Origin of the sequence: Nonomuraea sp. AD125B (genome assembly GCF_041402765.1) — a bacterium.
GTDB lineage: Bacteria > Actinomycetota > Actinomycetes > Streptosporangiales > Streptosporangiaceae > Nonomuraea > Nonomuraea bangladeshensis.
On record NZ_JBGLOU010000001.1, the window covers coordinates 312,526 to 325,669 of the forward strand.

Here is a 13,144-nt window from a genome sequence, read left to right on the forward strand (position 1 = left end):
CCGGGGCAGGGGAGCGGTGCGGTCAGGCCAGCTGGGCGACGCCCTCCAGGAGACGGTCCACGTCGGAGCGGTCGTTGTAGGGGACGAGGCCGGCGCGCACGGCTCCGCCCGTGTCGCGGATGCCCATCGCGCCCGTCAGCTCCCAGGCGTAGTTGTGGCCGTTCCAGACGTTGACCCGCAGCCGGGCCAGGTGCTCGGCCACCTCGCGCGGCGTCCGCCCGGCGACGGTGAAGTACGCCGTGGCGGTGCGCCGGGCGGGCTTGCCGTACACCGTGACGCCCGGCAGCGTCTCCAGGCCCTCGATCAGGACGCCGAAGAGCTCCATCTCGTGCTCCTCGGCCGCCGCCATCGAGGCGAGCAGCCGCTCGCGCCGGTTGCCGGTGCCCGGCACCATCGCCGCCAGGTGGTCCACGGCGGCCGTCACGCCCTCCAGGTCGGCGAAGGCCGCCGTGCCCGTCTCGAACCGTTCCGGCACCGTGTCGGGCGAGGAGGCCAGTTTGTCCGGCCGGAGCGTCTCCAGCAGCGCCGGGTCGGCCACCACCGCGCCGACGTGCGGCCCCGACCACTTGTACGCGCTCGTGGCGTAGAAGTCCGCCCCCAGCGCCCGCATGTCCACCGGCCCGTGGGCGGCGGCGTGCACGCCGTCCACGTACATCAGCGCCCCCGCCCGGTGGGCGAGCTCGGCGATGGCGGCCACGTCGGGGCGGGTGCCGATGATGTTGCTGGCCGCGGTCACGGCCACCACGCGGGTGCGCTCGTTGACGAGGCTCGCGTACTGCTCGACGGGCAGCTCGCCGGTCACCGGGTCCACCTCGGCCCAGCGCACGGTCGCGCCGGTCTGCGTCCAGGGACGGACGTTGGCGTCGTGGTCGAGCCGGGAGACGACGACCTCGTCCCCGGGCCCGGCGAGCGCCCGGGACAGGCGGTAGGTGAGCGTGGTCATGTTCGGGCCGAGGATCACGCCGCGCGGGTCGCCGCCGACCAGGTCGGCCACGGCGGCGCGGCAGGCGGCCACGATCGCGTCGGAGCGGTGGCTGGCGGGGAACGCGCCGCCCACGTTGCCGATCCCGCCGCGGTAGGCGTCGGAGATGGCCTCGATCACCGAGCGCGGGGTCTGCGTGCCTGCGGCACCGTCGAGATAGGCGTAGCCGTCGTTGAGAGCGGGGTAGCAGGCGCGTACCGCTTTGATGGGGAAGGGCATGATATGTAAATGCTCACCCTCCGCGACCTCAACCGTGCGACCTTGTCCCGGCAGCACCTGCTCGACCGGTACGAAGGCGACGTGACGGACGTCGTGCACCGGCTGGCCGGGCTGCAGGCGCAGGAGCCGCGCCCGCCGTATCTCGGGGTGTGGTCGCGGCTGGCGAACTTCGAACGGACCGGACTGCACGACGCCCTGCACGCCGGGACCGTGCTGCGGGCCACGATGTGGCGGGCCACGCTGCACCTGGTGACGGCGGCGGACTTCGCGGCGTTCCGGCCGCTGCTCGCGCCCGTGCTGGCCGCCGCGGCGCGCCGCTTCGACGGCTACGACGCCGCGGCCGTGGTCGCCGCCGCCGGCCGGATGCTGGCCGAGCGGCCGCACACGTTCAACGAGCTGCGCCCGAAGCTGCTGGAGGAGTTCCCCGGCGCGAACGACCGGGCCCTCGGCTACGCCGTGCGCATGCTGACCCCCCTCGCCGTCGTGCCGACCGACGACCGGTGGAGCTTCCCGCGCGACCCCGCCTTCGCCCCGCCCGGCATCGGCCTGGACCCGGAGCCGAGCCCGCAGGCGCTCGTCGAGCGCTACCTGGCCGCGTACGGCCCCGCCACGCCCGCCGACGTGCAGGCCTGGTCGGGGCTCGCCGGGCTGCGGCCGGTCATGGAGGAGATGGAGCTGGACCGGCTCGCCGGGCCCGCCGGCAAGGAGCTGTTCGACCTGCCGGGCGCGCCCCGGCCGGGCGGCGACGTGCCCGCGCCGGTGCGGTTCCTGCCCGACTTCGACACGCTCGTCCTCGGCCACGCCGACCGCACCCGGCTGCTGGCCGATGCGCACAAGGGCCTGGTCACCACCAAGAACCTGCGGGTGCGGGCGGTCGTCCTCGTGGACGGGTTCGCGGCGGGGACGTGGCAGATCAAGCGCTCGGGCAAGAAGGCGAAGCTGCTCATCAGCCCCTTCGAGGCGAAGTTCCCCCGGGACGCGGTGGCGGAGGAGGGCCTGCGGATGCTGGCCTTCGCCGAGCCGGACGCCGCCGCCCACGACCTGGAGGTCACGGCCTGACGGTGCTTGCCGCGCCGGACGGAGTTTGATTGGTTCGGGACGGAGGTGGTACGCCGTGCCGCAGCTCACCGCCCTGGACGCGCAGTTCCTCAGCATCGAGACCGCCACGAACGTCGCGAACATCGCCGGCCTCGCCATCCTGGAGGGCCGGCTCAACCGCGCCGACCTGCAGGCCCTGCTCGAACGGCGGCTGCCGTCCGTGCCCGCCCTGCGGCGCAGGCTCGCGCCGGTGCCGTTCGGGCTGGACCACCCGTACTGGGTGCAGGAGGACGACCTCGACCTCGACTACCACGTCCGCGAGATCGGCCTGCCGGGGCCCGGCGACGACCGGCAGCTCGCCGAGCAGGTCTCCCGGCTGCACGCCCGCCGGCTGGACCGGAGCCGGCCGCTATGGGAGATCTACCTCGTCCACAACCTGTCCGGCGGCCGCACCGGCCTCTACACCAAGATCCACCATGCCGCCGTGGACGGCATCGGCGGCGCCGACGTGCTGGCCGCGCTGCTCGACACCACCCCCGAGCCGCCGCCCCCGCCCGCGCCCGGCACGGAGGAGCCACAGCCCGACCGGGACGAGCCGCCGCCCGGGCAGGCGGAGATGGTGGCGCGCGGCCTGGCCAGGCTGGCGGCGAACCCGGCGCGGGCGGTCAGGTTCGCCGCGGCGGCCGTGCCGTACCTGGACGAGATCCCCGTCGTGTCGTGGCTGCCCGGCACCCGGCTGCTGTCCGGGCTCGCCCGCAGGATGGCCGGCGCGGGCGGTGTGCCCGGGCTGCCCGCCCTGCCCGCGCCCCGGACGCCGTTCAGCGGGCCGGTCTCGCAGCACCGGCGGTTCGCGTACGTGTCGCTGCCGCTGGAGGAGGTCAAGGCGGTGCGCAAGGCGTTCGGCGTGACCGTCAACGACGTGGTCATGGCGGTGTGCGCGGGCGCGCTGCGCGGCTGGCTGGCCGGGCACGGCGGCGTGCCCGGCCGGCCGCTGGTGGCCGGGGTGCCGTTCTCGCTGCGCGAGGCCGGGATGCCGGGGCCGGGCAACCAGGTGACGATCATGACCGCGCCGCTCGCCACGCATGTCGCCGACCCCGTCGAGCGGCTGCACGAGGTGCGCAGGGCCATGCGCCGGATCAAGGACCGCTTCGCGCTGGCGCCGGCGCGCTGGCTGCGCGAGTTCAGCGCCTCGATGCCGGCCGCGCTCATGGGGCTGGCCTCGCGCTCGGCGTTCGCGCTGGTGGGGGAGACCGTCCCGCCGATCAACGTGATCATCTCGAACGTGCCGGGCCCGCAGTTCCCGCTGTACGTGTGCGGCAACCTGCTGCTGACCCACTATCCGGTCTCGGTGATCACGGACGTCAGCGGCGGCGTCAACATCACCGCCTTCTCCTACAACGGCTCGCTCGACATCGGCGTCGTCACCGACCGGACGATGATCCCCGACGCCTGGGAGCTCGCCGGGCACCTGCGCGCAGCCCTCGACGACCTGCTCAACGCGGAATCATCCTTGCCGCATTGACGCCTACGCTCGGCGGATGATCCTCGACCGCCGGGTGCTCAACCGGACGACCCTGGACCGCCAGCTCCTGCTGGCCCGTGCCGCCCTGCCTCCCGCCGAGGCCGTCGCGCGGCTGGTCGCGCTGCAGGGACAGGAGGCCGACGCGCCGTACATCGGGCTCTGGTCGCGTCTCGCCTCCTTCACCCAGGACGACCTGACCGCCCTCCTCCACGGCGGGCAGGTCGTCCGGGGGCCGTTGCTGCGCGCCACCCAGCACCTCTCGCTCGCCGACGACTACGTGTGGCTGCGCCCGCTCGTGCAGCCGGTCCTCGACCGCGCGAGGAAGGGCGCCTTCGGCCGCGCCCTCAAGGACGTGGACCACGCGGAGCTCACCGAGCTGGCCCGCGCCCACCTGGCGGACGCGCACCGCGACGGCCGCGTCCTCACCCGGCCGCAGATCCGTGATCTGCTGCGCGAGCGGTGGCCGCAGGCCGACCCGATGGCGCTCGGCTACGCGGTGCAGACGCTGCTGCCCATCGTCCACACCCCGCCGAACGGCGTCTGGGGCCGCGGCGGCGCCACGCCGTTCACCCTGGCCGAGCACTGGCTGGGCCGCCCCCTCGACACCGGGTTCGCCGCCGAGCGGCTGGTGCGGCGGTACTTAGCAGCGTTCGGCCCCGCGTCGGTGATGGACGTGCAGGCCTGGTCGGGGCTCACACGGCTGCGTACGGTCATGGAGGGCATGCCGGACCTGCGGACCTACCGGGACGAGACCGGCCGCGTCCTCTACGACCTGGACGGCCTGCCGCTCGCCGACCCCGGCACGCCCGCGCCCGTGCGCTTCCTGCCCTGGTTCGACAACCTCGTCGTCGCCTACGCCGACCGCGGCCGGTTCATGACCGCCGAGCAGCGCAAGGCGGTCTGCGTCGGCGCCGCGATCTATCCCACGTTCCTCGTCGACGGATATGTCGGTGGCATGTGGAATCTTGGTGGTGGAGTGCTGACGGCCGAGCCCTTCCACCCGCTGCCCGCCGGGGTGCGTGAGGAGCTGGAGGCCGAGGGGGCGCGCCTGATGGCGTTCGCCGGCGTCGAGGAGGGGAGGTTCACCTGGCTGCCGCCCAGGACGGACAGCAAACGCGAGGGGAGCCCGCGGAACTGAACGTGCTGTCGAGTCGTTCCTGTTGGGTAGCTTGGAAGTTGGGCGGCCCGTGCGGCCGGTGGTTGTTCCGTATGTTCGAGGTGGCGATGCCGTAGTCCCGTTCTCACCACGTTCCGTGCGTCCGTCCAAAGCGAGCGAGGAGAAAGTCTTGTCCGAAGCAGCAGAGGTTCTAGAACTGGACGACACCAGTGCCGACGGCGGTGCGCCGCTCGGCGCCGACTCGGTCAAGGCCTACCTCAAGGAGATCGGCCGGGTGCCGCTCCTCACCGCCGAGCAGGAGATCGACCTCGCCAAGCGCATCGAGGCCGGCCTGTTCGCGCGCGAACGCCTCGACACCGAGGAGGGGCTCTCCGACGAGCTGAGGGGCGACCTGGAGTGGATCGCCGCCGACGGCGTCGAGGCCAAGCGCCGCATGCTGGAGGCCAACCTGCGGCTGGTGGTCTCCATCGCCAAGCGCTACACCGGCCGCGGCATGCTCTTCCTCGACCTCATCCAGGAGGGCAACCTCGGCCTGATCCGCACCATCGAGAAGTTCGACTACCGGCTCGGCTACAAGTTCTCCACCTACGCGACCTGGTGGATCAAGCAGGCGATCACCAGGGCCATGGCCGACCAGGCCCGCACCATCCGCATCCCCGTCCACATGGTCGAGCTCATCAACAAGGTCGCGCGGGTGCAGCGCCGCCTGCAGAGCGACCTCGGCCGCGAGCCGACCCCGGAGGAGATCGCCGCCGAGACCGACCTCGAACCCGACCGGGTCATCGAGGTCCAGGGCTACGGACGCGAGCCGGTCTCGCTGAGCATGCCGCTCGGCGAGGAGGGCGACAGCGAGTTCGGCGACCTCATCGAGGACACCGAGGCCGTCTCCCCGGCCGACGCGGTGTCGTTCACGCTGCTCCAGCAGCAGCTCCACCACCTGCTCGACCAGCTCTCCGAGCGGGAGGCGGGCGTCATCACCATGCGCTACGGCCTGGCCGACGGCAAGCCGCGCACGCTCGACGAGATCGGCAGGGTCTACGGCGTCACCCGTGAGCGCATCCGGCAGATCGAGGCCAAGACGATGTCCAAGCTGCGCCACCCCTCCCGGTCACTGGCGCTGCGCGACTACCTGAGCTAGCCCACGCGCGTGGGTGTTCCGCCGGTGGTGAGAAAGGCTGCGCAAACAAGCACTCAAGAGTGCCGCAAGGGCCTGCTGACCGCACCGGCGGCTGACCTACGTTCGTAGCGTGAGACGTACCCGATCGAGCCTCGTCCACCAGATGGCCTACGCCGCGGGACATCCGCACCGCATCGCGCCGCACCTGCGGCGTCTGGCCCGCGACACCTGGTTCCGCCTGCGCAGCCACGACCACATCGCCTACTACCGCCGCGTCATGCGCTCCGACACCGCCCGCGACCCGGAGGGCGCGGTCGGCTCGCACACGCACAGGCGCTGGCTCGCGCTCGGCCGCACCCAGTTCGACTACCTCGTGAGGCACGGGCTGAAGCCCGAGTGCCGGATGCTGGAGATCGGCTGCGGCAACCTGCGCGCCGGCCGGCTGTTCATCGACTACCTGCACACCGGCAACTACTACGGCCTCGACATCTCGCCCGACATCCTCATGGCGGCCCAGGACACCCTCGTCCGCTACGGCCTGATGGACAAGCTGCCGCACCTGACGCCGGTCCGCGACCTGCGGCTGGAGTTCCTGCCCAGCGGCTTCTTCGACGTCGTGCACGCCCACAGTGTCTTCTCGCACTCGCCGCTGGAGGTCATCGAGGAGTGCTTCGCGCACGTCGGGCGGGTGATGAAGCCGGAGGCGCACTTCGACTTCACCTTCGACCGCACCGAGGGCCGCGAGCACCAGGTGCTGCGCGAGGACTTCTACTACCGCACCGAGACGCTGGTGGAGCTGGCCGGCCGCCACGGTTTCACGGCGACGTTCATGGCGGACTGGGAGCCGCTGCACAAGCAGTCCAAGCTCCGCCTCACGCGGCGGCCGGAGGCGTGAGGGCCGCCGCTCAGCGGGCGATCCTGACGACCGCCGCGCCGAGCGGCTCCAGCTCCACCCGCCCGGTCACGGCCCGGCCGGTGAGCAGGTCCGTCCCGTCCGCCTCCAGAGGCACGGACGCGCCCGACTCGCCGCTGTGGTTGAGCAGGAACACGTACTCGTGGGTCTCGTCGCCGCGCACCGCGCACTCCACGTGGGCGGGGACGCCCGCGAAGCGCGCCCGCACCCCCGCCGCCTCGACCGTGCCGGCCACCAGCTCGTCGAAGGCCGCCTGCTCCAGCAGGGTCGCGACGTAGACGACCCGCCCGGCGCCGTAGCGGTTCTCGACCACGGCGGCCTGCCCGGCGAGCAGCCCGTCGGCGTAGGTGGCGAGCGCCGTGCCGCCTTCGAGCCGCAGGTCCTCCCGCCACCAGGTGGAGGTGGTGGTGGGCCCGCCCTTGAACTCGACCGTGAACTGCTCGTCCGGCCTGGCCGGCCAGTACTCGTCGATCTTCGCGCCGATCAGCTCACGGAACGCGCCCGGGTAGCCGTCCGGCCGCACCCGGTTGTCGGCGTCCACGACCCCGGAGAAGAACGACATGAGCACCGTGCCGCCGGCCCGCGCGAACTCGGTGATCCGCCGCACACCCTCGTCGCCGATCAGGTACGCGTTCGGCACCACCAGCACCTTGTAGCCGCCCAGCGGCGAGGAGGCCGACACCACGTCCACCGCGTGGTGCCGCTCCCACAGCGGCGTGTAGTGCCGCATCACCGTGTCGGTGTAGCTGAAGTCGCTGCGCGGCAGGCCGAAGACCTCCTCCAGCCCCCACCAGCCGTCCCAGTCGAACAGGATCGCGATCTCCGCCCGCGACGTGGTCCCGGCGAGCGGGGCCAGCAGCCTCATCTCCCGCCCCAGCTCCTTGATCTCCCGGAACGTCCGCGAGTCCGGGCCCGAGTGCGGCAGCATCGCCGAGTGGAAGCGCTCCTGCCCGCCCCGGCTCGCCCGCCACTGGAAGAACATCACCGAGTCCGACGCCCGCCCGAGCGCCTGGAGCGAGCCGAGCCGCATCCGCCCGGGCTCCTTGACGATGTTGAGCGACCACTGGCTGACGGCGCTGCTCGACTGCTCCATCAGCAGCCACGGCTGCCCGCCCTTCAGCGACCGGAACAGGTCGAAGTTGAACGCCGCCGAGACGTGCGAGCCGGCGTCGGCCGGGTTGGGGTAGATGTCGAGCGCCGCCGCGTCCTCCTCCGGCGCCCACCTCCAGTAGTCGGCGTGCCGGAAGAAACGCATGAAGTTGGTCAGCACCGGGATGTCGTCGCGGAAGGAGCGCACGATGTCGCGTTCGGCGACGAAGCACTCCAGCAGCGCGTCGGAGGTGAAGCGCTTGAAGTCGAGCCTGCGGGTGGGGTTCATCCAGGTGCGCGGGATGTGCGGGACGTCGATCTGCTCCCAGTCGGTGTAGACCTGGCCCCAGAAGCGGGTGGTCCACGCCTCGTTGAGCCGGTCGAGGGTGCCGTACCTGCGGCGCAGCCAGCGGCGGAAGTTCTCCGACGCGGCCTGGTTGTAGGCGGTGGGGCCGTACTCGTTGCTGATGTGCCACATCGCGAGCGCCGGGTGGAAGGAGTAGCGCTCGGCCAGCTTCGTGGTGATCGCGGCGGCGTAGCGGCGGTAGATCGGCGAGGAGGGGTCGTAGTGCAGGCGGTTGCCGAACCCGAACGGCTGGCCGTCCTCCCTGATGGGGAACACCTCGGGGTGCAGGTGCGTCAGCCAGACGGGCGGCGCGGCCGTCGGGGTGGCCAGGTTGACGGCGATGCCGTTGTCGTGGAGGAGGTCCATGACCTCGTCCAGCCAGCCGAACTCGTACGTGCCGGGCTCCGGCTCCAGCGACGCCCACGCGAACACGCCCAGCGAGACCAGGTTCACCCCCGCCTCGCGCATCAGGCGCACGTCCTCGCGCCACACCTCGCGGTCCCACTGCTCGGGGTTGTAGTCGCCGCCGTAGGCGAGGCCGCCCATCCGCCGGCGGAAAGCGTCCATACGACTCATGTCAGACCTCCCGCTCGACGGTCACGACGGTCAGGCGCGGCTCCTCGCCGCTGATCTCGTGTACGGGACCCGTCAGCGTCACGTCCCGCTCCTCGATGACGTCCGGCACCGAGCGGCGGAAGGACAGCCCCACCGCGCCGGGCTCCACGACGCGCCGCCCGTCGCGGCCGGTGAAGGCGAGCAGCCGGGCAGGCACCTCGAAGCCGATCCGGGCCCGCTCGCCGGGGTCGAGCTCGACGCGGGCGTACCCGACGAGCTGGGCGACCGGCCGGGTCACCGAGGCGACGCGGTCGGCGGCGTAGAGCTGGACGACCTCGGCTCCGCGCCGGTCGCCGGCGTTGCGCACGGTGACCGAGCAGCGGATCGGGCCGCCGGCCGGGGCCTCGCCGTCGGCGGTCATGTCCGCGTAGGTGAAAGTCGTGTAGCTCAGCCCGTGGCCGAAGGGCAGCGCGGGCGCGGGGTCGATGTTGCTCACGGAACCGGCCCCGCCGAGCTTCGGGTGCAGGTAGCTGTAGGGCTGGCCGGCGCTCGCCCGCGGCAGGCTCATCGGCAGCCGCCCCGACGGGTTGACCGCGCCGCTCAGCACCCGGGCGATCGCCCCCGCGCCCTCCTCGCCGGGGAAGAACGCCTGCACGACGGCGGCGGCGTCGCGGAGCAGGCCGGGCACCGCGTACCCGCGGCCGGTCATCAGCACCGCCACGGTCGGCGTGCCGGTGGCGATGACCGCCTCGGCCAGCTCCCGCTGCGCGCCGGGCAGTTCCAGGCTCTCCGCGTCGCAGCCCTCGCCGGACGTGCCGCGGCCGAACAGCCCCGACCGGTCGCCGAGCACCACCACCGCCACGTCGGAGCCGGCGGCGAGGCGGGCGGCCTCGGCGATGCCGGAGCGGTCGCCGTCGTCCACGCCGGTGCCGCGCGCGGTCTCGATCACCGCGCCGGGCAGCTCCGCGCGCAGCGCCTCCAGCAGCGTCGGCGCGGCGATCCCCGCCTCCACGCCGGGGAAGTGCGGCAGCACGTGCTGGACGAAGGAGTAGCAGCCGAACAGCGCGGCCACCTCGTCGGCGTTCGGCCCGACCACGGCCAGGCGGCGTCCCTCGCAGGGGCCGAGCGGCAGCACCCCGTCGTTGGTGAGCAGCACGACCGACTCCTCGGCCAGCAGCCGCGCCACCTCGCGCGACTCCGGGCCGTCGAGGTCCACGGTCTCCGCGGGCTCGTCCAGCGCGGGCTCGTCGTCGAGCAGCCCGAGCCGCGCCTTCTGCCGCAGCACCCGCAGCAGCGCCCGGTCCACCAGGTCCTCCGCGACGCGGCCGGAGACGACGGCGTTCCGCAGCGGCTCCAGGTAGGCCACGCCGGTGGGCAGCTCGACGTCGATGCCCGCGGTGAGCGCCTGCACGGCCGCGTCCTCGGCGTCCTCCGCCACGGCGTGCAGCGTGTGCAGGAAGGCGACGGAGAAGTAGTCGGCCACGACGGTGCCGTCGAAGCCCCACTCCTCGCGCAGGACCTTCGTCAGGTAGTGGGCGTCGGCGGCCACCGGGACGCCGTCGATCTCGGCGTAGGAGTTCATGACCGAGCCCGCGCCGGCGTCTCGCACCGCCACCTCGAACGGGAACAGCAGAGTGTCGGCCACCTCGCGGGCGCCGGCGTGCACCGGCGCGAGGTTGCGGCCCGCCCGGGAGTTGGAGTAGCCGACGAAGTGCTTGAGCGTGGCGATCACGCCCGCCGACTGCAGGCCGCGCACGTAGGCCGCGCCGATGGTGGCGACCTCGTACGGGTCCTCGGAGACGCACTCCTCGACCCGCCCCCACCGCTGGTCGCGGATCACGTCGAGCACCGGCGCCAGCCCCTGGTGGACGCCGAGCAGCCGCATGTCCGCCCCGATCCGCGCCGCCATGCGCTCGACCAGCGCGGGATCGAACGACGCCCCCCACGCCGGCGGCACCGGGTAGACCGTGGCCCGCCAGGCGGCGAGGCCGGTCAGGCACTCCTCGTGGACCAGCGCGGGGATGCCGAGGCGGGTCTCGCGGCGCAGCCACCGCTGGCGGGCGGCCAGCACGCCGCTCGCCCAGGCCGGCTCGACCGGGCGGGTGCCGTAGTGGCGGGTGACCTGGCCCAGGCCGTCGCCGGCGAACGCCTCGAACTCCACCTCCTCGCCCTGCATCGAGTCCTGCAGCGGCGCGACCACGCCCTCGTCGCGGTTGACGTTCAGCCACACGCCCACGAGCTGGGCGAGCTTCTCGTCCAGCGTCATCTCCGCCATCAACTCACGGACCCGCCGCGCGCGGCGTTCCTCCAGCTCCGACGCCGACTGCTTCACACGTGCAGGCATGACCCCTCGAAGTCTTCCCAAAGCGCTGACAGAAGTCTGTCAGAAAGTTTCTGGTGCACTTTCCGAAATATTACCGTGACATTGCCGAAGCGTTACGGTAGGCTCCGGCACGTAGTAATGTCAACAGATCTCCAAAAAGAGCGGCATGCCGGCGGTAACCGCAGCTCATCGGGGATGGCTGGATTTCTGATACTTTCCGGAAAGTTGTGGAGGTGCGAGATTTCGGTGCGCCGAGCCACGCTCGCGGACGTCGCGGCGGCAGCCGGAGTGTCGGTGCCCACGGTGTCCAAGGTCCTGAGCGGCAAGAAACACGTCTCCGCCGCCACCCGGGACAAGGTCCTGGAGGCGGTGCGCGCCTTCGGCTACGAGGCGCCACGCCCGCCCGCCACGCCCCGGGCCGGCATCGTCGACCTGCTCATCGACGGGCTCGGCTCGCCCTGGGCGCACGTCGTCGTCGACGGCGCCGAGCGGGCCGCCGCCCGCTGGGGGTTCTCGCTGGTGGTGACGTCCTCCGCGCGGCCCGACTTCGACCTGCGGCGCTGGATCGGCATCATGCGCAAGCGCGGCACCGACGGCATCGTGCTCGTGCTCTCCCGCGCGAACGCCGAGGAGATCCGGGCCATCGAGGAGCTGCTGCACGTCCCGCTGGTCCTGCTCGACCCGGTGGGGCAGCGCGACCCGAGCCTTTCCGCCGTCGGCGCCACCAACTGGAACGGCGGCGTCCTCGCCACCACCCACCTGCTGGAGCTCGGCCACACCCGCATCGGCTTCATCGGCGGGCCGCTCGACGTGCAGTGCACGCTCGACCGCTACGAGGGCTACCTCGCAGCCCACCGCACCTTCGGCATCGAGCCCGACCCCGGGCTGACCCGCTACGGTGACTTCCTCGTCTCCGGCGGCAAGCGGCACGGGGCCGAGCTGCTCGACCGCGACGACCCGCCCACCGCCGTCTTCGCCGGCTCCGACCTGCAGGCCGCGGGCGTCTACCAGGCCGCGGCCGAGCGCGGCGTCCGGGTGCCCGCCGAGCTGTCGGTGGTGGGCTTCGACGACTCGCCGCTCTGCGCGACCATGTCGCCGCCGCTCACCACCGTGCGCCAGCCGCTCGACGAGATGGCGAACGAGGCCGTACGGCTCATCAGCGAGGAGCTGACCCACCCGCGCGGCCCCGCAGGGACCCGCATCGAGCTCGCCACCACCCTCATCCTGCGCGCCAGCACCGCCCCGCCCGCCGGAGGCTGACCTAGTTGGCGCAGTCCTGGGTGTTCAGGGCCAGCGCGATCTCGTAGACGCGCTTGTTGGAGTTGACCAGGAACGCGTAGTACGCCTTCGGGTTGCCGGGGACCTTGATGTACGGGTAGCCGCTGGCGGCGGTCTTCAGCCCGGGGTAGGCCTTCTTGAGGCTGGTGAGGGTGGAGCCCAGGCCGATGCCCGCCGGGGTGCGGGCGCCCTTCGGCGCGAAGATCATCGCGACGCCGCGCTTCTTCGAGATGTAGAGCCCGACCGCGTCCTTGCCGACCGGGTGCGCCTTCAGCTCCCATCCGCTGCAGGTGTCGGAGTCGAAGGTCTTCTTGTATCTGATCTTGCCCGTGGCCTTGGCGGCCTTGGCGCTCATGCCGAGCCGGACGCCGCCGTACCCGTGAGGGCCGAACGTGCCGGGAGCCGTCGCGGCCTGTGCGGTGGGGGCGGCGGCCAGCAGAAGTCCAGCGGCCAGCGCCGTCGCCAGCGCGGCGCGAGCCGTCGTGTGTGGTGTCATGCAGGGTTCGACGGCCGAAGGGGCCCGCAGGTTCACACCAGATCGTGGGCGACGGCGGCCCGCGTTTATGAATAATTCTCGTAATAACATCGAATTTCCTCGTGTGGAATTCGCTGACGATTTCCCGTGGAGTCGCGGTGGAGAACTGG

At 72.4% G+C, this 13,144-nt stretch carries 9 protein-coding genes and 1 pseudogene; 6 read left to right on the top strand and 4 right to left on the bottom strand.

Translation table 11 applies throughout. The features are described 5' to 3' along the window. Positions 1-22: 22 nt before the first annotated feature. Positions 23-1,201, bottom strand: coding sequence for a cysteine desulfurase-like protein (locus ACBR40_RS01405; protein WP_344215357.1), 1,179 nt, complete (start codon positions 1,199-1,201; stop codon positions 23-25). 9 nt (positions 1,202-1,210) lie between these two features. Here ACBR40_RS01405 and ACBR40_RS01410 point away from each other — a divergent pair, with 9 nt between their 5' ends. The 5 genes and pseudogenes from ACBR40_RS01410 to ACBR40_RS01430 all read left to right on the top strand — a co-directional run bounded on the left by ACBR40_RS01410 (position 1,211) and on the right by ACBR40_RS01430 (position 6,890). After that, positions 1,211-2,260, top strand: a complete 1,050-nt coding sequence (locus tag ACBR40_RS01410; protein ID WP_371247065.1) for a winged helix DNA-binding domain-containing protein — start codon at positions 1,211-1,213, stop codon at positions 2,258-2,260. Positions 2,261-2,315: 55 nt separating this feature from the next. Beyond that, complete coding sequence (locus ACBR40_RS01415) at positions 2,316-3,761, top strand: wax ester/triacylglycerol synthase family O-acyltransferase (RefSeq protein WP_371247066.1); 1,446 nt, start codon at positions 2,316-2,318, stop codon at positions 3,759-3,761. 16 nt (positions 3,762-3,777) lie between these two features. Continuing rightward, positions 3,778-4,899, top strand: coding sequence for a winged helix DNA-binding domain-containing protein (locus tag ACBR40_RS01420; RefSeq protein ID WP_371247067.1), 1,122 nt, complete (start codon positions 3,778-3,780; stop codon positions 4,897-4,899). Positions 4,900-5,107: 208 nt separating this feature from the next. After that, a pseudogene (locus ACBR40_RS01425) lies at positions 5,108-6,016 on the top strand (RNA polymerase sigma factor); the annotation flags it as partial. Positions 6,017-6,158: 142 nt separating this feature from the next. Beyond that, positions 6,159-6,890, top strand: coding sequence for a class I SAM-dependent methyltransferase (locus ACBR40_RS01430; protein ID WP_344215880.1), 732 nt, complete (start codon positions 6,159-6,161; stop codon positions 6,888-6,890). A gap of 10 nt (positions 6,891-6,900) precedes the next feature. Here ACBR40_RS01430 and ACBR40_RS01435 read toward each other — a convergent pair whose 3' ends face one another. Beyond that, a complete protein-coding gene (locus ACBR40_RS01435) occupies positions 6,901-8,910 on the bottom strand; it encodes a beta-galactosidase (RefSeq protein ID WP_371247068.1) in 2,010 nt (669 codons plus the stop codon). A gap of 10 nt (positions 8,911-8,920) precedes the next feature. Further along, a complete protein-coding gene (locus ACBR40_RS01440; RefSeq protein ID WP_371247069.1) occupies positions 8,921-11,242 on the bottom strand; it encodes a glycoside hydrolase family 3 N-terminal domain-containing protein in 2,322 nt (773 codons plus the stop codon). A 225-nt stretch (positions 11,243-11,467) separates the two neighbouring features. On the opposite strand from ACBR40_RS01440, the gene ACBR40_RS01445 reads away from it, so the two are divergent. Next, positions 11,468-12,481: a substrate-binding domain-containing protein gene (locus ACBR40_RS01445; protein WP_344215345.1), complete on the top strand. Its 1,014-nt coding sequence runs from the start codon at positions 11,468-11,470 to the stop codon at positions 12,479-12,481. A gap of 1 nt (position 12,482) precedes the next feature. Here ACBR40_RS01445 and ACBR40_RS01450 read toward each other — a convergent pair whose 3' ends face one another. Next, complete coding sequence (locus ACBR40_RS01450) at positions 12,483-12,995, bottom strand: hypothetical protein (RefSeq protein WP_371247070.1); 513 nt, start codon at positions 12,993-12,995, stop codon at positions 12,483-12,485. Positions 12,996-13,144: the final 149 nt, after the last annotated feature.